The organism is Agromyces sp. NPDC057679, assembly GCF_042799635.1.
Taxonomy (GTDB): Bacteria; Actinomycetota; Actinomycetes; order Actinomycetales; family Microbacteriaceae; genus Agromyces.
On the sequence record NZ_JBHVIK010000002.1, the window covers coordinates 1,154,596 to 1,176,952 of the forward strand.

Here is a 22,357-nt window from a genome sequence, read left to right on the forward strand (position 1 = left end):
ACGGATGCCTCGGGCGGGATGCCGCCCGAGGCATCCGTCGTTCTCGGAGACGTCGGGCGCGGAACGGCGACGCGCGCCCGTCAGTGGGGAAGCGTCCCGGGGAGCTCGGCGAGGTAGCCCTCCTCGTCGAAGTCGTCGAAGAGCTGACGCTGGATCATGAACCCCTGGCCGAGCGCCATCATGATGGGCACGCTGCGGGCGAGCCGGGCCTCGGCCTCATCGGCAGGGTAGTTGGCGAGGAACCACGGCCGGATGGCGTCGCTGAAGGTCTCCCTGATCGCACGGACGGGGCCGCGGATGGTGTCGCCGAGCTCGGTGTCGGTGGCCGCCGCGGCCCAGAGCTGCACCAGCAGGCGCGTGTCGAAGTGCGCGCGCATTCCGCGCAGCACGGTCGCGAGCACTTCGCCGGGAGTGAGCGGCGCCTCGCCCTCCTTCTGCCGCGCGGCGACCTCGAGGCGCCGCTGCCCGAGCGTGCGCTGCGCGACCGCCGCGAGCAGCTCGACCTTGCTCGGGAAGTGCCCGTAGATGGCGCCGGCGGAGAGCCCGGCCTCGGCGATGATGTCGGCCATCGAGGCGCCGTCGAGCCCCTTCGCGGAGAAGGCGCGCAGGGCGGCGTCGAGGATCTCGTCGCGTCTCGCCGCGCGGTACTCGTCGCTCACCTTGGGCATCGGCCGCCTCCCGCTCGGAAAACCGAATGATCGTTCTTGACAAGCATAGGAGGCGCGCGCATTCTTATAAAGAACGAATGTTCGTTTTTCTAGACTCCGGAGGAGATCATGGCGCACACGGATGCCACGCAGTCCCGCACTCCGATCGGGCGGGTCGTCGGCCTCGGCCTGGCGCTCGCGGCGATCGTCGCCGTCATCGTGCTGGCATTCGCCTGGCCCTCGGTGACGGCCGAGCCCAAGGACCTGCCGATCGCGATCACCGGCCCCGCCGAACTCGTCGACGCCGCCGAACAGGCGGTCGACGCGCAGCAGCCCGGCGCGATCGCCTTCGTCGAGGTCGACGACCGCTCGGCCGCCGTCGACGCGATCGAATCCCGTGAGGTGTACGGAGCCGTCGTGCTCGGCACCGAGCCCGAGGTGCTCAGCTCCTCGGCGTCGAGCGCCGTCGTCGCGCAGCTGCTGAACGGCGTCGCCGGCGGGCTCGAAGAGGGTGTCAACGCCCAGGCCGCTGCGGCGGCCGCGGCGGCGGGGGCGCCGACCGCCCCGCCCCACATCGACGTCGTCGTCACCGACGTGGTGCCGCTCGCCTCGAGCGACCCGCGCGGCACCGGACTCGCCGCCGCGCTCTTCCCGCTGGTGCTCGGCGGCATGCTCGGCGGGATCGCGATCTCGCTCGCCGTCATCGGCGCGATGCGCCGGGTGCTCGCCGTCGTCGTCTACGCCGTCGTCGGCGGACTGGCCCTGACCGCCATCCTGCAGGGCTGGTTCGGCGCGCTGCAGGGCGACTACTGGGTGAACGCCGCGGCGATCGCCCTCGCGCTCGCGGCGATCGCGGCGCCCATCACCGGGTTCGTCGCGCTCATCGGTCGCGCGGGCATCGCCGTCGGCCCCGTCGTCATGCTGCTCTTCGCGAACCCCATCTCGGCGGCGGCGATGCCGAAGGAGTTCCTGCCGGAGCCGTGGGGCGAGGTCGGCCAGTGGTTCCCGCCGGGGGCCGCCGCGACCCTCGTGCGCGAACTCTCGTACTTCCCGGCCGCCGACACGACCTTCCCGTGGCTCGTGCTCGCGGGGTGGGCCGTCGGCGGGCTCCTGCTCTCGGTGCTCGGCCACTTCCGCACCGCGGGCGGTGCCGAATCCGACGCGGAGGCCGATGCCGTGGCGGACGCAGAGGCCGCGGCCGGCGCGGAGGCCGCGTCGAGCGCCCGACCCGCCTGAGGCGGGCGGGGCGGGGTCAGCCCGCGAGCTCCTTGCGGCCGTTGATGATGCCGCTCACCGCGGCCACGACGGCGAAGACGACCGCCACGACGGGCTGCCCCAGCATCCACCAGCCGATCGCTGCGGCCGAGAAGATCGCGATCTCGACGAGCGCCTTGCCGAACGGATCGATGCGGAAGACCGCCTTCGGCGACATGAACAGCGCCCAGGCGACGATCGCGAGCAGCGGCGCCCCGATGCCGATGAGCACGCCCGGCCACGGCAGCGGGAAGGCCATGAAGCCCCAGATGCCGAGCGACACGAAGGCGAACAGTTCGAGGAAGAACCGGAGGATGTCGTTCGGGCCGATCTTCGGCTGGGCCTGCGGGGTCTCGGGTGCGGTGCTCACAACCCTCTAGCGTACCCGCGCCTCAGCGGAAGATGATGGTGCGGGCTCCGTCGAGCAGTACCCGGCGCTCGGCGAACCACTTCACCGCCTGGCTCAGCGTACGGCTCTCCTCGTCCTGGCCGATCGCGACGAGCTCGGCGGGGCTCCGCGAATGGTCGACGCGCACGACGTTCTGCTCGATGATCGGCCCCTCGTCGAGGTCGCTCGTGACGAAGTGCGCGGTCGCGCCGATGAGCTTCACCCCGCGGGCGTGCGCCTGCCGGTACGGGTTCGCGCCCTTGAAGCCCGGCAGGAACGAGTGGTGGATGTTGATGCAGCGTCCGGCGAGGGCCTCGCAGAGCTCGGGGGAGAGGATCTGCATGTAGCGGGCGAGCACCACGAGTTCGATGTCGTGCTCGTCGACCGCGTCGAGGACGCGTCGCTCGAACTCGGCCTTCGCAGCGGCGTCGGTGACGGCCGCCGATTCGAACGGCACGCCGTAGAAGTCGACGAGGTCGCGGAGCGTGCCGTGATTCGAGAGCACGAGCGGGATCTCGACCGGCAGCTGGCCCGCGCGCTGACGGAAGAGCAGGTCGTTCACGCAGTGGCCCGCGGTCGAGGCGAGCACGAGGGTGCGGAGCGGCCGCCCGACCTCGTCGAGGTGCCACTGCATGCTCCAGCGCTCGGTCACGGGGGCGAGCGCCGCCTCGAACTCGGCGCGCGTCGCTCGCGACTCGACCTGCAGGCGCATGAAGAAGCGCCCGGTGTCGAGGCTCGCGAACTGCTGGCTCTCGGTGATGTTGCCGCCTGAGGCGACGACGGCGCCGGAGATCGCGTGCACGATGCCGGGGCCGTCGGTGCAGCTCAGGGTCACGACCCAGTGGAACAGGTGATCGGGCGCGGCATCGGTGGTCATCCGCCCAGATTACCGGGCGGGCCGAGGCGGCTCGTGCTCGTCGCTCAGCGCGGGGTCACCAGTCCGCCTCGGCGGCGGGGCCCGTCCGCCCGTCCGCCGTGTAGCGCACCTGGACGCTGTCGGCGAAGAACCAGCGCCACGAGCCGTTCGATTCCCTGGCGCGACCCGCCGCGTTGAGCGTGTAGACGCCCTCGTGCCGGCCGTCGATCTCGAGCGCGACCGTCGCGCCGGGCACGCCCCTGAAATCCAGGCGGGTCAGCCGGACGCGGACCGAGGGCGTCTGGAGGGTCACGGGGACCGCCGTCGCCTCGGAGACGTTTCCGGCGCGATCGGTCTGCACGAGCTGCAGCGTCGTGGTGCCGGCATGAAGGCCCCGCGGGCCGATCCACCATGCGCCCGAGTCGTCGGCCGTCGTCGTCCAGGTCCGGCCGTCGTCGGCGGTCGCCGTGACCGTCGCTCCGGGCTCGGCGCTCCCGGCGAGGTCGGGGTCCACGAGCCCGCCCGCCGTGTCGACTCCGTCGACGACGGGAGGCAGTGCCTCCGTGTCGGGTTCGGGCGTCGGGGTGGGGGTCGGAGTGGGTTCGGGGGTCGGCGTCGGGGTCGGAGTGGGTTCGGGGGTCGGCGTCGGCGTCGGAGTCGGTTCGGGCGTGGGCGCGACGCTCGGCGTCGGCACGGGGCGAGGAGCCGGATCGACCGGCTGCGGGCCGGGCGATCCGTCGATCGGGGCCTCGTCGCCGATCGCCTCGTCGGGCTCGGGCGCGCTCGACGGAATCGGCCCGGGGGCCGTCGGCTCCGGCAGGATCGCGGGCGCCTCGCCCTCGTCGTCGGTGACCGGCGCGGGTTCGCCGACCTCGCTGATCGGCGCCGCGAGCGGCTCGTTCGTCGGCGTGAGGCTCGGAGCGACGACGGCGACCGCGACGACGGCTGCGGTCAGCACGAGCGCGCCGGCCCCGATCGCCACGCCAGTGCCGCCGATCGCGCCGACGAGCCCGCCGCCGGCCGCGGCACCGCCGCCGGCGGCTCCTCCGGCTCCGCCCGCCCCGGCGCCCGCTCCGCCCGAGCCGCCGGCCGCGCCGCCCGACCCGGCGCCCGAGCCACCGGTCGCGCCGCCGGCGGCGATGCCCCCGGCGCCCATCGCGTACTCGGCCACCGGCGCGCCCTGCGACAGCCAGGCCGAGTACGCCGTCGCACCGCCGACGCCGGCGGCGAGGGGCAGCAGCACGAGCGCGAGCCTCGATCCGACCTCCCGGGCCTCGGCCGCGACGATCGTGCAGCGCGCGCAGTCGTCGAGGTGCGATTCGAGCTTCGTGGTGTCGCGCGGCCGCAGCTTCCCGCGCGTGTAACTGCCGAGCCGGTCGATGGTCCAGCGGCACTCGGGCTCGGTCGAGTTCTTGAGGTGCGCGCGGATCCACGCCTGGCGGAGCCCTTCGCGGGCGCGATAGGCGAGGGCGGCCGTGCTGTTCGCGCTCATGCCCACGAGCGGCGCGACCTGCTGCGGGGTCATGCCCTCGACCTCGCTGTACCAGAGCACCTCCTGCCATCGGGTCGGCAGCGAACGGAAGGCCTGCGCGGTCGTCGAACGGTCGAGGGCGTCGAGCGTCGCCGCCTCGTTCGTCTCGGGGTCCTCGAAGGACTCGAGGGTCTCGAGGTTCGTCTCCTGGCGGGCCCGGCCCCAGCTCGCCGCCGTGTTGCGGATCGTCGTGAAGAGATACGGACGGAACGCGGCGGTCGGCCCCTTGCCGGCGAGGATCGCGTCGTAGATACGCGTGAACGACTCGGCGACGAGATCGTCGGGGTCGAGCGAGCTGTACGAGCGCGCGACGGTGCGCGCCGACGCGGCGTGGCGCTGCCAGAGTTCGGCGTACGCGGCGCGGTCGCCGCGGCGGGTGCGCTCGATGAGTGCGGCGTCGGCGGTGTGATCGGTGCGCACGGGGGGCACGCGCGGCTCCTTCGGGGTTCGGGTCGGTCCACCTGAGAGACGCGTCGAGGCGGGGATCATGACGCGGATCGGGGATTCCGGACAATTCCACCAGATTTTCCCGAGAATCGCGTCATAGATCCGTCTCGGCGACGTCTTCTCCTGTGAGGGCATGCACTGCGCCCTCGACTTCCGCCGTCTCGGTGCCCGAACGCCGAGACGGAAGCCGGGTACCCGCCGGCGGGACGAGACGCCCGGGGGAAAGGGCGGCTCGGTTCGAACGGCCGGGGCTCCGAGACGATGGGGAACACGTCTCGGGGCCCCGCCCTTCACCTCTCCGCGCGGAGCGGGCGCCGAGTGCTCCCGGCGTGCGACTGAAGCGGAGGACCGGGCGCGGGCAGCGCGCACTGCGCACGCACCGGTCGCGGGCAGCGGCGTCGTGCGCCGCACGGGCGCCCGAGGCAGGCTCGACCGCGGGAGGTCAGACGAGGCGGCTGCCGGCCGACCACACCGCCTGCACGTCGAGCTCGTCGCCGAGCAGCACTGCGTCGGCCGCGTAGCCGCGATCGAGCCGGCCGAGGTCGTGCGCCCGCCCGACCGCGGCTGCGGGCACCGTCGTGAGCGCGGCGATCGCCTGGTCGAACGGGATGCCGCAGTCGACGACGGCGCGGCGCAGCGCCTCGTCCTGCAGCAGGGTCGAGCCCGCGATCGAACCGCCCTCGCGGAGGCGGGCGACGCCCTGGTCGACGACGACCTCGAGCGTGCCGAGCAGGTACGCCCCGTCGGCCGAGCCCGTCGCCGCCATCGCATCGGTGATCAGTGCGACGCGGCCCGGGGCGCCCGCGAAGGCGAGCTTCACGACGTCGGGGTGCACGTGCACCCCGTCGTTGATGATCTCGAGCGTGACGTGGTCGGCGTGCATCGCGGCCACGACGGGGCCGGGTGCGCGGTGGTGCATGCCGCGCATGCCGTTGAACGCGTGCGTCAGGATCGTCGCGCCGGCCCCGAACGCCGCGAGCGCCGTGTCGAAGTCGGCCCCGGTGTGTCCGACCGCCACCGCGACGCCCGCGTCGACGAAGCGGGCGATCGCCTCCGTCGCCCCCGGGTGTTCGGGTGCGATCGTGATCTGGCGCAGCGTGCCGTCGGCCGCGGCGAGGAGGCGCTCGACCGAGTCCGCGTCGGCCGTGCGCAGCAGCGTCGGGTCGTGCGCGCCGCGGTAGGCGTCGTCGAGGAACGGCCCCTCGAGGTGGGCGCCGAGCACCCGGGGGTCGCGGCGCGACAGACGCGCGATCACCTCGAGCTGCTCGACCATCCGGTCGACCGAGGCCGTGACGAGCGAGAGCACCGTGCGGGTGGTGCCGTGGGCGTTGTGCACGGCGAGCACGCGTTCGATCGCCGCCTCGCCCTCGTCGGCCGACGCGCCGCCGGCGCCGTGGCAGTGGATGTCGATGAAGCCCGGGACGAGGAACCGCCCCGAGGCATCCGTCACGCTCGTCTCGGAGGTGAGGAGCGCCCGCCAGCCGTCGCCCAGGCCGCGCTCGGCGACGCGGCCGCCCTCGAAGCGCACCCAGGCGTCGGGCACCGTGTCGAAGCCGCTCACGAGCCGCGCCGAATGGATGATCGTGGGCCCGTTCGGGCCGGAGGCGGGTTCGGTCGCGACGACTGGGGTGCTCACCTAAGCAACGATAACGTCGTAGCCGTGGTCGGCGAGCCGTGCGAGCTGCGCCTCGGTCACGCCCGAGTCGGTGATCAGGGTCGAGAAGAGACGCCGCGAACCGATCGCGGCGAACGCCCGCTTGTCGAGCTTCGACGAGTCGGCGACGAGCACGGGGTGCGTCGCCCGCGAGGCCATGAGCGCGTTCACGGCGGCCTCGCGCTCGTCGTGCGAGGTCGGCCCGATCGCCGGGTCGATGCCGTTGACGCCGATGAAGGCGTAGTCGAGCGTCACGCTGCCGAGCACCGCGTCGGTGTAGGCGCCGACGAGCTCGTAGGAGCGCGCGTGCACCACGCCGCCGGTCACGACCGTCTTGATCTGCGGCCGGATCGCGAGCTGCATGGCGATGTTGATCGCGTTGGTGACGACGGTGAGGCTCGGGTCGTTCGCCGGCTCCATGATGTCGGCGCGCGACATGAGCGCCTCCACGATCGCCGTGGCGGTGGTGCCGCCGCAGAGTCCGATGACGGCGCCGCGCGGCACCATCGCGCTCGCCGCCCGGGCGATCGCCGCCTTCGACTCGGGGTTCTGCTGGTTCTTGTAGCGGATCGGCAGGTCGTACGCGACCGAGTGGGCGACCGCGCCGCCGCGGGTCCGGGTGAGCAGCTGCTGGCTCGCGAGCGCATCGAGGTCGCGTCGGGCGGTCGCCGGCGACACTCCGAGCTGGTCGACGATCTGTTCGACCTCGACCTGGCCGCCGTCGGCGAGCAGGTCGAGGACGGCGCTCAGGCGCTCCGCGCGATTCATCCGATCCCGTCCCTTCCGGTGGTGCCCGCCGTCGCCGGCGAGGCGAACAGTCTCAGCATGCGGCCCGCTTCGATGCGCACCGCGTCGCGGCCCGCCGCGAGGTACTTGCGAGAGTCTACGGCCGTCGGGTGCTCCGTGAGGTAGTCCCGGATCGCGCCGGTGAAGGCCGCATTCAGGTGCGTCGACACGTTGATCTTCGTGAGGCCCGCGGCGATGCCCGCGACGATCGTCTCGTCGGGCACGCCGGAGGAGCCGTGGAGCACGAGCGGCACCGGCACGGCGGCGTGGAGCCGCGCGATCAGCTCGAGGTCGAGTGCGGCGACCCGCTCGGTCATCGCGTGGGAGGAGCCGACGGCGACCGCGAGGGCGTCGACCCCGGTCTCGGCGACGAACTGCGCCGCCTCGGCCGGGTCGGTGCGGACGCCGGGGGCGTGCGCCCCGTCCTTGCCGCCGATCTCGCCGAGCTCGGCCTCGACGAGCACGCCCGCCTCGGCCGCGCGGGCGACGACCCGGCGAGTGGTCGCGACGTTGTCGGCGAAGTCGAGCTTCGCGCCGTCGTACATGACCGAGCCGAAGCCCCGGTCGATCGCGAGCAGTGCGAGCTCCACGTCCTCGGCGTGGTCGAGGTGCACCGCGACGGGGGCGCTCGAGGCCTCGGCGACGGCGAGCGTCGCCAGCGCGATCGGCTCGAACGCGCCGTGGTAGCGCACGCAGTTCTCGGAGAGCTGCAGGATCACCGGGAGGCCCGTGTCCTCCGCGGCGCCGACGAGGGCCTCGGCCGTCTCGAGGTGCAGCACGTTGAACGCACCGATGGCGGTGCCGGCGGCCGCTGCGGCGTCGAGGACGGTGCGGGTGGGGGTGAGCGTCATGCGGTGGTCCTCGGGTCGGTATCGGGCGCGGGGTACGCCTGCTCGGTGTTCGCCGGGTCGGCGGTGGATGCCTCGTGGTGGCCGGTGACGACCACCTCGGCCTCGAGCCGGGCGTGGTCGGGGGAGAGCGCGCCCGCGAGGGGCATCAGCACGGCCGAGGCCGACCACGCCGTCGCGCGCCGAGCGAGGGCCGCGCGGGCCGCGACGCCCTCGGAACCCGCATCGCTCACGAGCGAGGGGTTCGCCGCGACGGCGGCGGCGATCGCGGCGACTGCCGCGTCTCCGGCGCCGGTCGCGTTGCCGTGCAGCGGCTTCGGCAGCCGGGCGCGGACGCCGTCGGAGGCGTCGGCGTGCGACAGCACGAGCAGCCCCTCGGTGCCGAGCGAGACGAGCACGAGCCGGGCGCCGGCCTCGAGCAGGGCGCGCCCGCCCGCGACGGGGTCGTCGTGCCCGGTGACCTCGGCGAGCTCGTCGCGGTTCGGCTTCAGCACGGTGGCGCCGGCGCGAGCCGACGCGAGCAGGCCGGGGCCGCTCGTGTCGACGATCACCGGGGTGCCGGCGGCGACGAGTTCGGCGACGAGCCCGGCGAGCTCGTCGGGGCCGAAGCCGGGCGGCAGGCTTCCGCTGATGACCACCGCGTCGGCGCGCCGGCCGAGGCGGGCCGCCTCGGCGAGGAGGGTGCGCGCCTCGTCGTCGGCCAGTGCCGCGCCGTGCTCGTTGAGGATGGTCGTCTCGCCGCTCGTCTCGTCGACGAGGGCGAGGCTGCGGCGCGTCTCGCCGTGCACGGGCACGAGCCGGTGGGGGATGCCGCTGCGCTCGAGATCCTCCGCGAGGCGCGCGCCGGCCGCGCCGCCCGCCGTGGTGAGTGCGAGCACCTCGTGCCCTTCGGACGCGAGGACGCGCGCGACGTTCAGCCCCTTGCCCCCGGCGCGCGAGACGCCCGCCGGCATGCGGAGGGTCTCGCCCGGGCGCAGCTCGGCGAGGTGCCAGGTGAGGTCTTCGGCCGGGTTCGGCGTGACGGTGACGATCACGGCGCCGCCGTTCCGGCCTCGGCGGCCCGTGCCGCCGCCAGGTCGCGCGCCGCGAGGGCGGTGCCGAGCAGGCCCGCGTCGTCGCCGAGCTCGGCACGGAGGAGCACCGGCCGGCGATGGAAGCTGAGGAGGGCGTCCACGCGCTCGCCGAGCGGCTCGAAGAGCGCGGGCCCGGCCTGCGAGAGGCCGCCGCCGATGACGATCGCCTCGGGCGCGAGGGTCGCGACGAGTCGCGCGATGCCCTCGGCCAGCGCCTCGATGGCCGAGTCCCAGATGTCGCGTGCGACCCGGTCGCCGTCGCCGGCCGCTGCGAGCACCGCCCGGGCACCCGCGACCTCGCGACCGCTCGCCGCGCGGTACCGACGGGCGATCGCCCCGGCCGAGGCGACCGTCTCGAGGCAGCCGATCGCACCGCAGGGGCAGCGTTCGCCATGCGGATCGGCGAGCGAATGGCCGAACTCGCCGGCGTAGCCGCCGGCCGAGTACGGCTCGCCGCCGATCAGCATCGAGCTGGCGATGCCGGTGCCGATCGCGAGCACCACGGCGTCGTCGTAGCCGCGCGCCGCGCCGAGACGGTGCTCGGCGTCGCCTGCGGCGCGCACGTCGTGGCCGAACGCGACGGGCAGCCCGAGCGCGCGCTCGGCGAGATCGCGGATCGGTGCGTCGCGCCACCCCAGGTTCGAGGCGAAGAGTCCGAGTCCGCGCACCTCGTCGACGAGCCCCGGCACGCTCACCCCGGCCGCGGAGACGTCGACCTCGGGGTGCTCCTCGCGAAGGACCCGGGCCAGTTCGACGAACGATGCGGCAACCGCGCCCGCAGCATCACCGGCATCGCGCGCGGTCGGCGTGCGACGGAGCCCGAGCACCCGCCCCGAGGCATCCACCATCGCCGACTTCGTGTCGGTGCCGCCGACGTCGAAGGCGAGGACGGCGGCGCCGGGGCCGAGCGGTGGCGCGGTGTCGGTCATCGGGTCAGCCCTCGAGGATCACCGAGCGCGTGAGGTTGCGCGGCTGGTCGGGGTCGAGGCCGCGGGCGATGGCCCGGGCGAGCGAGACGCGCTGCGCGCGCACGAGGTCGGCCATCGGGTCGAGCGTGCTCGTCTCGAATCGCGCACCGGTCGCGGCGACGTCGCCGGCGAGCCCCTCGGGAGCGGGGCCGAACTGCCAGGTGACACGGCCGGGCGCGGCGATCGAGATCGGGCCGTGGCGGTACTCCATCGACGGGTAGGACTCGGTCCACGACTGCGAGGCCTCGCGCATCTTCAGCGCCGCCTCGTGGGCGAGGCCCACCGAGAAGCCGCGACCGAGGAAGGTGTACTGCTCGGCGTCGACGAGCGCCGGGTCGAGCTCTTCGGCGAGGGCGCGTTCGGCGTCGGCGATCACGGGCGCCAGGTCTTCGCCGAGCGAGGCGCGGAAGAGTGCGAGCGCCGTCGTCGCGAAGCGGGTCTGCACGACCGACTGCTCGTCGGCGAAGGGGAGGGTGATCGCGTCGTCGACGAGGTCGACGAGGGGCGAGGCGGCGTCGCCGATGACGCCGATCGTGCGCACCTGTCCGCGCACGTCGCCGACGAGCTGGAGCACCTCGGTCGTCGTGCCCGAGCGGGTGAGCGCCACGACCGCGTCGTAGCCGCGGAGGGGGAACGCCTCGGAGGCCGCGAACGCGTCGGTCTGGCCGTGCCCGCCCGACTCCCGGAGCCAGGCGTAGGACTGGGCCATGAACCAGGAGGTGCCGCAGCCGACGACGGCGATGCGCTCGCCGCGGCGCGGGAGGCGGGACTGCTCGTCGCGGAGCTCGGTCGCGCGCGCCCACGTCTCGGGCTGCGAGGCGAGCTCGGCGGCCATGTGGGCGGCGGGGGCGGAAGCGGAAGGCAGGCTCACGTGGGCTCCAGTCGGGTGGTGCGGCCGTCGAGTGACGACGATGACGCCTCAATGATTGCAGATGACTGCAACACGTGTCCAACGATCATAGAAAAGATCGTTTACTGCGTCGTCCCGCATTCGAGGGGTTTAGTGAGGGATCTAAACAAAATCCGGTAACAAATGGCTCTGCGGTCTTGACGGCCGTGCGGGGTGCGGAATAGATTTCCCAGCGTCGAATGAACGTACCTGATCGTTTGCTCGGCGAAACGTTCATCAAACTGCACGGATCACCAAGGATCGGTGCACAATGGACGAACGCATCGGCGCGTGAGACCTCGTCGTCGTCGGTGCGCCACCCAACACAGTGAGGAAGCATCCAATGAAGAAGTCTCTGCGCCTCGGCGCCGCGGTCGCGCTCGCCGCCACCGCCTCGCTGACGCTCGCCTCGTGCGGATTCGGCGGCGGTGACAGCGGCGGCGACTCGGCCGGCGGCAAGACCACGCTCGACCTGCTCGTGCCGAGCTACTCCGACAACACCCAGCAGCTCTGGGAAGACGTGATCGACGGCTTCGAAGCCGAGAACGAGGACATCGACGTCAAGCTCGAAGTCCAGTCGTGGGACAACCTCGAGCAGGTCATCACGACGAAGATCCAGGGCGGTGAGGCACCCGACATCTACAACGGCGGGCCCTTCGCCGGCTTCGCGGCCGACGAACTGCTCTACCCCGCTGAGGAAGTCGTCTCGCCCGAGACCTTCAGCGACTTCCAGGACTCGTTCATCAAGAACGCCGAGGTCGACGGCACCGCCTACGCCCTGCCGCTCATCGCGTCGGCGCGCGCGCTCTTCGTGAACAACGCGCTGCTCGAGCAGGCCGGCGTGGCCGAGGCCCCGAAGACCTGGGACGAGCTGCTCGACGCGGCGACCAAGATCTCGGCGCTCGGCGGCGGCGTGGCCGGCTACGGCATGCCGCTCGGCTCCGAAGAGGCGCAGGCCGAGGCGGCCGTGTGGCTCTGGGGCGGCGGCGGCACCTTCGGCGACGCCGAGGCGATCACCGTCGACGACCCGTCGAACCTTCCCGGTGCCGAGCAGATCAAGAAGATGATCGACGCGGGCGCGACGCAGGCCGACCCGGGCTCGACCGACCGCACGCCGCTCATGGAGATCTTCGTCCAGGGCAAGATCGGCATGCAGGTCGGCCTCCCGCCGACCGTCGGCCAGATCGAGGACGGCAACCCCGAGCTCGACTACTCGATCGTGCCGATCCCGACGCAGGACGGCTCGCCCTTCACGCTCGGCGTCATGGACCAGCTCATGGCCTTCCAGAACGACGGCGACAAGCAGGAGGCGATCACCAAGTTCTTCGACTACTACTACTCGGCCGACGTGTACGTGCCGTGGGTGCAGACCGAGGGCTTCCTCCCCGTCACCAAGTCGGGTGCCGAGCAGCTCAAGGGCGAAGAGGCGCTCGCGCCGTTCCTCGAGGTGCTGCCCGACGCGCAGTTCTACCCCTCGACGAACCCCAAGTGGTCGGCCACCGACGGTGCCTTCAAGGCCCTGTTCGGCCAGATCCAGACGAAGCCGGCTCAGGACGTGCTGACCGAGATCCAGGCGCAGGTCGACGCGAGCTGACGCTCGCCTCGACGCCACACGGAAAGGGTTCGGTGATCCTCGCACCATGAGCTCCACAACCGATGCATCATCGAACCCGACGGGGGCGGCCACCGGCCGCCCCCGTTCCGGGGGATCCCCGTCCGGCGGCACGGGCGCGAAGGCGCCCGCCCGCCGTGGCAAGCCCGGCGGCCGCGACCTCGCGATCGCCCTTCCCTGGATCACGCCCGCACTGATCCTCATCTTCGGCGTCGTGCTGTTCCCGGCCGTCGTCATGTTCTACAACTCGACCCGCGACATCTCGCTCTCCGGGCTCGACAAGGGCTCGGTCGGTCTCGACAACTACGTCGAGGTCTTCCAGTTCCCGTACTTCTGGCCGATCTTCTTCCGCACGATCGTCTGGGTCGTCGTGGTCGTGGCGTTCACGGTCGTGATCTCGCTCGGGCTCGCGCAGATCCTCAACAAGGCGTTCCCGGGCCGGCAGCTCGTGCGCCTCGTCGTGATCATCCCGTGGGCCGCCTCGGTCGTCATGACCACGATGGTCGTCTACTACGGGCTCGAACCGTACTTCGGCATCATCAACAAGTTCCTCGTCGACATCGGCCTCGTCGACACCCCCGAGGGCTACGGCTGGACGAAGAACCCGACCACGGCCTTCATGTGGTCGATCATCGTCGCGATCTTCGTCTCGCTGCCGTTCACGACGTACACGATCCTCGCCGGGCTCGCGACCGTGCCGGGCGACACGCTCGAGGCCGCGAAGATGGACGGCGCAGGCCCCGTGCGCACCTACTTCAAGGTCGTGCTGCCGCAGCTGCGCGGTGCGCTCAGCGTCGCCGTGCTCATCAACATCATCAACGTGTTCAACTCGCTGCCGATCCTCCGCGTGATGACCGGATCGATCCCCGGCTACGACGCCGACACGATCATGACGATGATCTTCAAGTACATCCAGAACCAGCACAAGGTCGACGTCGCATCGGCGCTCTCGGTCGTCGCCTTCCTCATCGTCATCGTGATCGTCGCGGTGTACGTGAAGGTCGTCAAGCCCATGAAGGAGGTCTGATCGTGACCGTCACCGAAACCCGCGCGATGCTCGCGACCGATACCGGCGGGGGCGCCGGTCGGCAGACCCCGCCGCGCAAGCGCCGCTACACCGAAGACCAGGTGTCGCTCGGGCGCGTGCTGCTGCGCATGTTCGCCGGCCTCATCGTGCTCGCGGTCTTCATCGTGCCGTACCTCATCATGTTCTTCGGCTCGGTGAAGACGAAGTCGCAGATCCTGTCGGTCGACCCCACCTACTTCCCCACGGAGTGGCACTGGGAGAACTACATCGACATGTGGTCGACGCCCGAGACGCCGCTGCCGCAGAACATGATCTCGACGATCGTGATCTCGGTGTTCGCGACGCTGCTCGTGCTCGCGGTCGCCCTGCCCGCGGCGTACTACACGGCGCGGTTCAAGTTCCCGTTCCGCATGGTGTTCCTCTTCCTCGTGATCGTCACGCAGATGCTGCAGCCGGCGGTGCTCACCTCGGGTCTGTTCCGCCAGTTCACGGCGCTCGGCATGGGCGACACCTGGGCGGCGATGATCTTCATCAACGCGGCCTTCAACCTGTCGTTCGCGGTGTGGATCATGCACTCCTTCTTCGCGGGCATCCCGAAGGAGGTCGACGAGGCCGCCCAGATCGACGGCGCGGGCCGGCTCACGGTGCTCTTCCGGATCAACCTCCCGCTCGTGTGGCCGGGCATCGTGACGGCGATCGTGTTCACCTTCGTCGCCTGCTGGAACGAGTTCGCCGCCTCGCTCGTCATCCTCTCGACGGCGGGCAACCAGCCCATGTCGGTCGCGCTCACGAAGTTCGTCGGCCAGTACTCGACGAGCTGGCAGTACGTCTTCGGCGTCTCGATCGTGGCGATCATCCCCGTGGTCGTGCTCTTCATGCTCATCGAGAAGCGCCTCGTCGGCGGCCTCACGGCGGGCAGCGTCAAGTAGCGCTCGGCACGCGATACGACAGGCGGATGCCTCGGGCTCGAACCCGAGGCATCCGCCTTCGTCGTCCGTGGACGTCGCCGGCGGTCGATCGACCGCGGCCCGGTGCCTGCCGATGCTTGACGGTCGCACCGTGCGTCTCCTATGTTCGGGGAGAACTTAGTTTACTCACTCACTGAAGTGGGATTCGAGACAAGGAGGTCTCCGTTGGACGACAGGATTCCGCCCGGCACGATCCGGGCACGATGGCGGCGGGGCACCGCGGTGGCGACGACGATCGCGACGGCGGGCGCGTTGCTCGCCCTTGCGCCGGTCCCGGCGCAGGCGGCGACGAACGCGGCCCCGGAGATCATCCCGGCCCTGCAGACCTGGACCGGCGGCGAGGGCGCGTTCGAGCTCGCCCCGGGCGCCCGAATCGTCGCCGACCCGGAGCTCGCGGCCGTCGCGCACCAGTTCGCCGACGACCTGTCATCCGCGACGGGGATCGTCGCAGACGTCGCGGTCGGCGGGGAGGCCGGCAGCGGAGACCTTCGGCTCGACCTCGACGCCGACCTCGAGTCCGCCGACGGCGGCGCCCTGTTCGACGCCGAGGGCTACCGACTCACGATCGACCAGGAGGGCGTCGTGATCGCCGCGCCCGCCGCGCAGGGCGCGTTCTGGGGCACGCGCACGGTGCTGCAGGCCCTCGTGCAGTCCCCGCTGCGCCGTTCCGTGCCCGCGGGTGAGTCGATCGACTGGCCGAACCACAGCGTGCGCGGCTTCGCGCTCGACGTCGGGCGCCGGTTCTTCACCCCTGAGTTCGTGCGCGACTACATCACGATGATGAGCTGGTACAAGCTGAACCAGTTCCAGCTGCACCTCAACGACAACGAGATCGCGCGGCCGGCGGGTGGCTGGAAGGACGCGTACGACGGCTTCCGGCTGAAGAGCGACAACCCCGCGTTCGCCGGGCTCGCATCCGAGGACGGCGCCTACGACCGCGCCGACTGGCAGAGCTTCGAGGACACCGCAGCCGCGCACGCCGTGACGATCGTGCCCGAGATCGACGCCCCCGCGCACTCGCGGTCGTTCATCCGCTGGAAGCCGCAGCTCGGATTCAACGGCGGCGACTCGGACCACCTCGACCTCTCGAAACCCGAGTCCACCGAGACGATCAAGGCCGTCTTCGACGAGTTCGTGCCGTGGTTCGAAGGCCCCGACGTGCACTTCGGCGCCGACGAGTACCCGCGCTCGGGCGCGGACCAGTACCGCGAGTTCTTCAACGCCATGGCCGAGCACATCCGCGGACTCGGCAAGCAACCGCGCGCCTGGGGCAGCATGAGCGTGATGCACGGCTCGGCCGACGGCTACGACCGCGACGTCGTCATCAACTCCTGGAACAACGGCTGGTACGGCATGGCCAAGGCGGAGGCCGACGGCTACCGGTACATCAACACGAACGACGGCGACCTCTACGTCGTGCCGTTCGCGAACTACTACCACGGCAACGGCCTGAACAACGCCGGCCTCTACGCGACCTGGCTTCCCAACCGGCTCGGCTCGACGGCCGTCGTGCCCGAGGGGTCGCCCGAGGGGGCGATGTTCGCGGTCTGGAACGACCTCGTCCACGAGGAGTACACCGAGCTCGACGTGCACGGCCTCGTCCGCGACTCGTTCCCCGTGATCGCCCAGAAGACCTGGGACTCGCAGACGCCCACTCGTTCGTACGGCGACTTCGTCGCCGTGCAGCGCCGCATCGGCTCGGGTCCGGGGCTCACGACGATCGACCAGACCGGAGTCGCTCGGCCGGGCGAGCTGAGCCTCGGCGCGACCGTCACCGCGTCTTCGAGCGAGGACGGCATGACGGCCGCGTCGCTGACCGACGGACTCGCGCTCACGCGATGGGCGACGTCCGAGGACACGGCCGACGTCCGGATCGAGCTCGCCGAGTCTGCGCCCGTCGGACGGATCGAGGTCGAATGGGCCGGCGCGGCTCCGGCGAGCTACGACGTCGACGTCTCCGACGACGGCGTGTTCTGGCAGCGGGTCGCCGACGACGTCGACGGTGCGACCGAGTCGGTCGAGCTCGGCTCGCTCCAGGCGAGGTACGTCGCAGTCCGCGACATCCGGTCCGACGGGGCCGCCGGCCTCAGCGCCTGGCGCATGTCGGTGTTCGCGCCCGAACCGCTCACGAGCGGGGCCACGGCCACCGCGTCGGGCGTCGAGGCCGCGGCGTTCCCGCCGAGCCTCGCGATCGACGGCGACGACAAGACCCGCTGGTCGGCGAACTACGTCGAGCAGCCGTGGATCGCCGTCGACCTCGGGGCGAAGCAGACGTTCGGCGAGGTCGTGCTGGCGTGGGAGGGAGCATCGGCGAAGGACTACGTCGTCGAGGTCTCCGACGACGGTGCGAGCTGGCGCAGGGCCGCCATGAAGTCCGGGCAGGCCGAGGGGGCGCGAGTCGACACCGTGACCTTCGAGCCCGTCGAGGCCCGCCACGTGCGGGTGACCGTGACAGCGAAGAACCTGAGCCCGTACCTCAGCCTGTTCGAGCTGACGGTTCCGTCGACGGGCGGACCCGACGCATGGATCTCGGCCGAGCTCACCCCGGGCGCGCCCGACGCGGACGCCGGCTGGTACACGACGGCACCGACTGCGGAGTTCGCCGCGGGCGGCACGGCCGGCGAGGTCTCGGCGATCGAGTACCGGCTCGACGGCGGCGAGTGGTCGTCGGCGGCCGACGCCGTCGCGATCGACGGGCAGGGCGAGCAGCGGCTGGAGTACCGCGCCACCGTCGGCGACCGGCGCGTCTCGGGCTTCGGCGTCGTCCGCGTCGACACCGCGGCGCCCTCGGTCGAGGTCGGCGCGAGCCGTCGACCCGCGGTGAGCACGCCGAGGAACCCGGTGCGGTTCACGGTCGACGCGCGCGACGACGGCTCGGGCGTCGCGGGCGTGGAGATCCGCCTCGACGGCGGCGAATGGACCGCCTGGGACGGCGAGGACGTCGTCGTCGAGGCCCCGGGCCGGCACACCCTCGAGGCGAGGGCCACCGACGCGGTCGGGCATCTCAGCGAGATCGCGACCTCGCCGGTGCCCGGTCGCGGCTGACCCGCGTCGCGCACTGAACACGGCGGATGCCTCGGGCCAGCCCCGAGGCATCCGCCGTCGCCGTGTTTGGGACGGGCGCGCCTAGCCCTGCCAGTCGACGCCGCCGACCTTGCGGTAGGCCACCCCGAGTGCGTCGAGGTGTGCGCCGAGCGTCGGCAGCCGCACGAGGAAGTCGGCCTCGTCGCGGGCGTCGGCGGGCGACCAGGCGACCTCGGCGGTCGCCGCGATGCGCGGGAAGACCATGAACTCGAAGTCGGGCACCGTCTCGATCGTCTCGCTCCAGAGCGACGACGTCACCCCGAGGATCTGCTCGTCGGCGAGCTCGATCCCGCCGATCGTCTCCTCGGGCTTCCACGCGTAGGCCTGCTCGAGGGTGATCGTGGCGGCCCACCTCGTGCCGAGCTGGCCGCCGAGCGGGCCCTGCGGTCGGTCGGGGTACATCATGTCGAGGTAGGTCACATCGGCGGGGGCGAGGATCAGCCGGCCGCCCTGCTCGAGGAACGAGCGCGCCTGCCCGGCCGACTCGGGGTACGGGCGCACCGGTTCGTCGCGTCGGTTCGCCGGCATCTCGTGGGAGGCCGTCAGGTCCCAGTAGTGCCCGACGGTGCCGGGCGGCAGCTCGCTCGACGCGCCCATCTCGTGGTAGGCGATGACCGTCTTGCCGGTCGCGGCGCCGGCCTTCGTGATGCGCCCGACGAGGTCGAGGAAGTCGTCGTGCGGGGTCGCGAGCGGTTCGTCGCCGCCGACGTGGATCCACGGGCCCGGGGTGAGTTCGGCGACCTCGCCGAGCACGTCCGCGAGGAACCGGTCGGTCGCCTCCGCCCGCTCGGGAGCGGCGCACAGCGACGAGAAGCCGACCTCGATGCCGGTGTACGGCTCGCGCGCCACCCCGTCGCAGTTCAGCTCGGCGTAGGCGCTCAGCGCGGCGTTCGTGTGCCCGGGCAGGTCGATCTCGGGCACGACGGTGATGAACCGATCGGCGGCGTAGTCGACGATGCGCCGGTAGTCGTCCTTCGTGTAGAAGCCGCCGCCGTCGCCGCCGACCGAGGTCGACGCGCCGATGCCGGTGAGCTCGGGCCAGGAGTCGATCTGCAGCCGCCAGCCCTGGTCGTCGGTGAGGTGCAGGTGCAGCACGTTGAGCTTCAGCAGGGCGATGCGGTCGAGGTGGTCGAGCAGGTCGTCGACCTGCATGAAGTTGCGGGCGACGTCGACGAGCGAGGCGCGGTACTCGAAGCGCGGCGCATCGGTGATCGAGACGGCCGGCACCGTCCAGCCGCCGTCCGGGGCGGAGGCGTCGGTGCGCTCGATCTCGGCGGGCAGCAGCTGGCGCAGCGACTGCGTGCCGCGGAACAGCCCGGCGGCCGAGGCCGCCGCGATGCGGACGCCGTCGCGCCCGCTCTCGAGGGCGTAGCCCTCGTCGCCGCCCGCCACCGCCGCGTCGATGACGAGCACGATGTCGTCGCCGTCGGCCGAGGAGGCGGATGCCTCGCCGGCGACCCGTTCGACGGGCAGCTCCCACCCCGTGGCCGCGCGGGCGGCCTCGGCGAGCGGGCCGGCGGCGCGCTCGGCCTCGTCGCCGTCGACGACGAAGCGGGTGCGCTCGGTGAGCGCGAACTCGCCGGCGTCGGTGCGCTCGAAGCTCACGGGGGCGGGCACGATGCCGGGCACGGGGGCTCCGTTCTCCTGCGGGGGAGTGCAGGCGGTCAGCGCGCCGAGCACGACGGCGAGCGGCAGGGCGATGAGGGCGGTGGAGCGGGCGTGGCGTCGTTGCATGCGTCCTCGCGAAAAGAAGGAATCCTGACGAAGTGGCTCGCTGCTCATCCTGCCACGGAACCGACCCGGGGCGACAGCGCCGTGTGACGTTCGGCAGCGACGCACGGCGGTCGCGCGAGGCATCCATTGCTATGCTTGCGAGCGTCGCGACTGGCGTTGAGATGGATTCCCATCGGGGAGCGACTGCTACGGACCGACCGCACGCCTGGGCCGGTACGACTGCTTCCGCGCGAGTCGCGGAGGCAGCAACCCCACATAGGTCCGTATGTCATAAGGAGCCAGTCTTGGCCGAATCCATCTTCAACGCGCCCCTCTCCGAGGTCGACCCCGAGATCGCCGAAGTTCTCGAACTCGAACTCGGTCGTCAGCGCGACTACCTCGAGATGATCGCGAGCGAGAACTTCGTTCCGGTCTCCGTGCTCCAGTCGCAGGGCTCGGTGCTCACCAACAAGTACGCCGAGGGCTACCCGGGGCGCCGCTACTACGGCGGCTGCGAGTTCGTCGACGTCGCCGAGTCGCTCGCGATCGAGCGGGCGAAGTCGCTCTTCGGCGCCGAGTACGCCAACGTGCAGCCCCACTCGGGCGCCACCGCGAACGCCGCGGTGCTGAGCGCGATCGCCACCCCCGGCGACACCATCCTCGGTCTCGAGCTCGCCCACGGCGGCCACCTGACCCACGGCATGAAGCTCAACTTCTCGGGCAAGCTCTACAACGCCGTGTCGTACGGCGTCGACCCCGAGACCTTCCTCGTCGACATGAACGTCGTGCGCGACAAGGCCCTCGAGCACCGCCCGCAGGTCATCATCGCCGGCTGGTCGGCGTACCCCCGTCACCTCGACTTCGCCGCGTTCCGCGCGATCGCCGACGAGGTCGGCGCGAAGCTCTGGGTCGACATGGCGCACTTCGCCGGCCTCGTCGCCGCGGGCCTGCACCCCTCGCCGGTGCCCTACGCCGATGTCGTCTCGTCGACCGTGCACAAGACGATCGGCGGCCCCCGCTCGGGCTTCATCGTCTCGCGCGACACGGAGCTCGCGAAGAAGCTCAACTCGAACGTGTTCCCGGGCCAGCAGGGCGGTCCGCTCATGCACGTGATCGCCGCCAAGGCGACCGCGTTCAAGGTCGCGGCCTCGGCCGAGTTCAAGGACCGCCAGGAGCGCACCATCCGCGGCGCGCAGATCCTCGCGGCCCGCCTGACGGCCGACGACTCGCGCGCCGCCGGCGTCGACGTGCTCACGGGCGGCACCGACGTGCACCTCGTGCTCGCCGACCTCCGCAACTCGAAGATCGACGGCCAGCAGGCCGAGGACCTCCTGCACGAGGCGCTCATCACCGTGAACCGCAACGCGGTGCCGTTCGACCCGCGTCCGCCGATGGTCACCTCGGGCCTGCGCATCGGCACGCCCGCGCTCGCGACCCGCGGGTTCGGCGACGCCGAGTTCACCGAGGTCGCCGACATCATCGCCCTCACGCTCCAGGGCGAGGCGGATGTCACGGCGCTCCGCGCCCGCGTCGAGGCGCTCACGGCGGCGTTCCCGCTCTACCCCGGCCTGCAGCAGTAGGCCGACGGCCGGGCGGCGGCGACCACGCCCCGCCCGGCCGACTCCGTCGCATCCGACCGTCACCAGAGGGAGCACCCACCCATGACCGCCATCACGCTCGACGGAGTCGCCACGGCATCCGCCGTGAAGCACGAACTCGCCACCCGCATCGCCCAGCTGAAGGTGAAGGGCGTCACCCCCGGCCTCGGAACGCTGCTCGTCGGCGACGACCCCGCCTCCCGCTCGTACGTCGCCGGCAAGCACCGCGACTGCGCGGAGGTCGGCATCGAGTCGATCCGCGTCGACCTGCCGGTCACGGCGACCGAGGCCGACGTGCGGGCCGCGATCCGCGACCTCAACGCCGCGCCCGAGGTCACGGGCTACATCGTGCAGCTGCCGCTGCCCGCCGGGCACGACGAGAACGCGATGCTCGAGCTCATCGACCCCGACAAGGACGCCGACGGCCTCCACCCCACGAACCTCGGGCGGCTCGTGCTCGGCATCGAGGGTGAACTGCACTCGCCGCTGCCGTGCACGCCCGCCGGCATCGTCGAGATGCTGCAGCGCTACGACGTGCCGATCCGCGGGCGCCACGTCACCGTGATCGGCCGAGGCCTCACCGTCGGGCGCCCCCTGGGCCTCCTCTTCACCCGCAAGGGCCTCGACGCGACCGTCACGCTCACGCACTCGCGCACGCAGGACCTGGCCGCCGAGGTGCGCCGCGCCGACATCGTCGTCGCGGCGGTCGGCGTGCCGCACCTCGTGAAGCCCGAGTGGATCAAGCCCGGCGCCGCCGTGCTCGACGTCGGCATCACCCGCGTGCAGGACGAGGAGACCGGCAAGGGCCGGCTCACCGGCGACGTCGACCCCGCGGTCGCCGAGGTCGCCGGCCACCTCTCGCCGAACCCCGGCGGCGTGGGCCCGATGACCCGCGCGATGCTGCTCGCGAACGTCGTGAAGGCGGCGGAGCAGCGGCTCGGCGCGTAGCCCGCGCACCACTCGTTCATCCGGCAGCAACGCGCGCGCCACCGGCGCGCCACCCGGGCTCCGTAG

18 protein-coding genes are annotated in these 22,357 nt (G+C 72.0%); 7 read left to right on the forward strand and 11 right to left on the reverse strand.

The features are described from left to right. Positions 1–80: 80 nt before the first annotated feature. Entirely contained in the window at positions 81–668 is a 588-nt protein-coding gene (locus ACFVAJ_RS12270; RefSeq protein ID WP_376944417.1) for a TetR/AcrR family transcriptional regulator, read from the reverse strand. A 108-nt stretch (positions 669–776) separates the two neighbouring features. Between ACFVAJ_RS12270 and ACFVAJ_RS12275 the strand changes: the two genes are divergently transcribed. Beyond that, positions 777–1,883 carry an ABC transporter permease gene (locus tag ACFVAJ_RS12275; RefSeq protein ID WP_376944418.1) on the forward strand — a complete coding sequence of 369 codons (1,107 nt, stop codon included), beginning with the start codon at positions 777–779 and terminating at the stop codon, positions 1,881–1,883. A 16-nt stretch (positions 1,884–1,899) separates the two neighbouring features. Here ACFVAJ_RS12275 and ACFVAJ_RS12280 read toward each other — a convergent pair whose 3' ends face one another. The 9 genes from ACFVAJ_RS12280 to ACFVAJ_RS12320 form a co-directional block, all read right to left on the reverse strand. Then, complete coding sequence (locus ACFVAJ_RS12280) at positions 1,900–2,271, reverse strand: YrdB family protein (protein WP_376944419.1); 372 nt, start codon at positions 2,269–2,271, stop codon at positions 1,900–1,902. Positions 2,272–2,293: 22 nt separating this feature from the next. Beyond that, a complete protein-coding gene (gene purU, locus ACFVAJ_RS12285) occupies positions 2,294–3,166 on the reverse strand; it encodes a formyltetrahydrofolate deformylase (RefSeq protein WP_376944420.1) in 873 nt (290 codons plus the stop codon). 55 nt (positions 3,167–3,221) lie between these two features. Then, positions 3,222–5,105 (reverse strand): sigma-70 family RNA polymerase sigma factor, encoded by a 1,884-nt coding sequence (locus ACFVAJ_RS12290; RefSeq protein WP_376944421.1) that lies wholly within the window; start codon positions 5,103–5,105, stop codon positions 3,222–3,224. Between the two features lie 460 nt (positions 5,106–5,565). After that, positions 5,566–6,759: an N-acetylglucosamine-6-phosphate deacetylase gene (locus ACFVAJ_RS12295; protein ID WP_376944422.1), complete on the reverse strand. Its 1,194-nt coding sequence runs from the start codon at positions 6,757–6,759 to the stop codon at positions 5,566–5,568. After that, positions 6,760–7,545, reverse strand: a complete 786-nt coding sequence (locus tag ACFVAJ_RS12300) for a DeoR/GlpR family DNA-binding transcription regulator (protein ID WP_376944423.1) — start codon at positions 7,543–7,545, stop codon at positions 6,760–6,762. Continuing rightward, complete coding sequence (locus ACFVAJ_RS12305) at positions 7,542–8,414, reverse strand: ketose-bisphosphate aldolase (RefSeq protein ID WP_376944424.1); 873 nt, start codon at positions 8,412–8,414, stop codon at positions 7,542–7,544. Before ACFVAJ_RS12305 ends, ACFVAJ_RS12300 begins: the two co-directional genes overlap by 4 nt. Further along, entirely contained in the window at positions 8,411–9,445 is a 1,035-nt protein-coding gene (locus tag ACFVAJ_RS12310; protein ID WP_376944425.1) for a 1-phosphofructokinase family hexose kinase, read from the reverse strand. Before ACFVAJ_RS12310 ends, ACFVAJ_RS12305 begins: the two co-directional genes overlap by 4 nt. After that, positions 9,442–10,413: an ROK family protein gene (locus ACFVAJ_RS12315; RefSeq protein ID WP_376944426.1), complete on the reverse strand. Its 972-nt coding sequence runs from the start codon at positions 10,411–10,413 to the stop codon at positions 9,442–9,444. The genes ACFVAJ_RS12310 and ACFVAJ_RS12315 overlap by 4 nt, the downstream gene beginning before the upstream one ends. 4 nt (positions 10,414–10,417) lie before the next feature. After that, complete coding sequence (locus ACFVAJ_RS12320) at positions 10,418–11,287, reverse strand: SIS domain-containing protein (protein ID WP_376944647.1); 870 nt, start codon at positions 11,285–11,287, stop codon at positions 10,418–10,420. Positions 11,288–11,684: 397 nt separating this feature from the next. Here ACFVAJ_RS12320 and ACFVAJ_RS12325 point away from each other — a divergent pair, with 397 nt between their 5' ends. The 4 genes from ACFVAJ_RS12325 (at position 11,685) to ACFVAJ_RS12340 (ending at position 17,993) form a co-directional block, all read left to right on the forward strand. Continuing rightward, entirely contained in the window at positions 11,685–12,935 is a 1,251-nt protein-coding gene (locus ACFVAJ_RS12325; RefSeq protein WP_376944427.1) for an extracellular solute-binding protein, read from the forward strand. 46 nt (positions 12,936–12,981) lie between these two features. Next, on the forward strand, positions 12,982–13,980 hold the full coding sequence (locus ACFVAJ_RS12330; protein ID WP_376944428.1) for a carbohydrate ABC transporter permease: 999 nt from the start codon (positions 12,982–12,984) through the stop codon (positions 13,978–13,980). Positions 13,981–13,982: 2 nt separating this feature from the next. After that, on the forward strand, positions 13,983–14,909 hold the full coding sequence (locus ACFVAJ_RS12335) for a carbohydrate ABC transporter permease (RefSeq protein ID WP_376944429.1): 927 nt from the start codon (positions 13,983–13,985) through the stop codon (positions 14,907–14,909). Between the two features lie 204 nt (positions 14,910–15,113). Continuing rightward, complete coding sequence (locus ACFVAJ_RS12340) at positions 15,114–17,993, forward strand: discoidin domain-containing protein (RefSeq protein ID WP_376944430.1); 2,880 nt, start codon at positions 15,114–15,116, stop codon at positions 17,991–17,993. An 81-nt stretch (positions 17,994–18,074) separates the two neighbouring features. Here the strand turns inward: ACFVAJ_RS12340 and ACFVAJ_RS12345 are convergent, their stop codons facing one another. Further along, positions 18,075–19,766 carry a beta-N-acetylhexosaminidase gene (locus ACFVAJ_RS12345; RefSeq protein WP_376944431.1) on the reverse strand — a complete coding sequence of 564 codons (1,692 nt, stop codon included), beginning with the start codon at positions 19,764–19,766 and terminating at the stop codon, positions 18,075–18,077. 284 nt (positions 19,767–20,050) lie between these two features. Here ACFVAJ_RS12345 and glyA point away from each other — a divergent pair, with 284 nt between their 5' ends. Then, positions 20,051–21,325 carry a serine hydroxymethyltransferase gene (glyA, locus tag ACFVAJ_RS12350; RefSeq protein WP_376944432.1) on the forward strand — a complete coding sequence of 425 codons (1,275 nt, stop codon included), beginning with the start codon at positions 20,051–20,053 and terminating at the stop codon, positions 21,323–21,325. A gap of 81 nt (positions 21,326–21,406) precedes the next feature. Beyond that, the gene (locus ACFVAJ_RS12355; RefSeq protein WP_376944433.1) at positions 21,407–22,291 is read left to right on the forward strand and encodes a bifunctional methylenetetrahydrofolate dehydrogenase/methenyltetrahydrofolate cyclohydrolase; all 885 of its coding nucleotides are present in this window, start codon (positions 21,407–21,409) and stop codon (positions 22,289–22,291) included. Positions 22,292–22,357: the final 66 nt, after the last annotated feature.

Bases quoted from the DNA above. Each gene is read 5' to 3' on its own strand.
- ACFVAJ_RS12270 (WP_376944417.1), bottom strand. From the start codon at position 668: ATGCCCAAGGTGAGCGACGAGTACCGCGCGGCGAGACGCGACGAGATC.
- ACFVAJ_RS12275 (WP_376944418.1), top strand. From the start codon at position 777: ATGGCGCACACGGATGCCACGCAGTCCCGCACTCCGATCGGGCGGGTC.
- purU (WP_376944420.1), bottom strand. From the start codon at position 3,166: ATGACCACCGATGCCGCGCCCGATCACCTGTTCCACTGGGTCGTGACC.
- ACFVAJ_RS12300 (WP_376944423.1), bottom strand. From the start codon at position 7,545: ATGAATCGCGCGGAGCGCCTGAGCGCCGTCCTCGACCTGCTCGCCGAC.
- ACFVAJ_RS12305 (WP_376944424.1), bottom strand. From the start codon at position 8,414: ATGACGCTCACCCCCACCCGCACCGTCCTCGACGCCGCAGCGGCCGCC.
- ACFVAJ_RS12315 (WP_376944426.1), bottom strand. From the start codon at position 10,413: ATGACCGACACCGCGCCACCGCTCGGCCCCGGCGCCGCCGTCCTCGCC.
- ACFVAJ_RS12320 (WP_376944647.1), bottom strand. From the start codon at position 11,287: ATGGCCGCCGAGCTCGCCTCGCAGCCCGAGACGTGGGCGCGCGCGACC.
- ACFVAJ_RS12325 (WP_376944427.1), top strand. From the start codon at position 11,685: ATGAAGAAGTCTCTGCGCCTCGGCGCCGCGGTCGCGCTCGCCGCCACC.
- ACFVAJ_RS12330 (WP_376944428.1), top strand. From the start codon at position 12,982: ATGAGCTCCACAACCGATGCATCATCGAACCCGACGGGGGCGGCCACC.
- ACFVAJ_RS12345 (WP_376944431.1), bottom strand. From the start codon at position 19,766: ATGCAACGACGCCACGCCCGCTCCACCGCCCTCATCGCCCTGCCGCTC.
- ACFVAJ_RS12355 (WP_376944433.1), top strand. From the start codon at position 21,407: ATGACCGCCATCACGCTCGACGGAGTCGCCACGGCATCCGCCGTGAAG.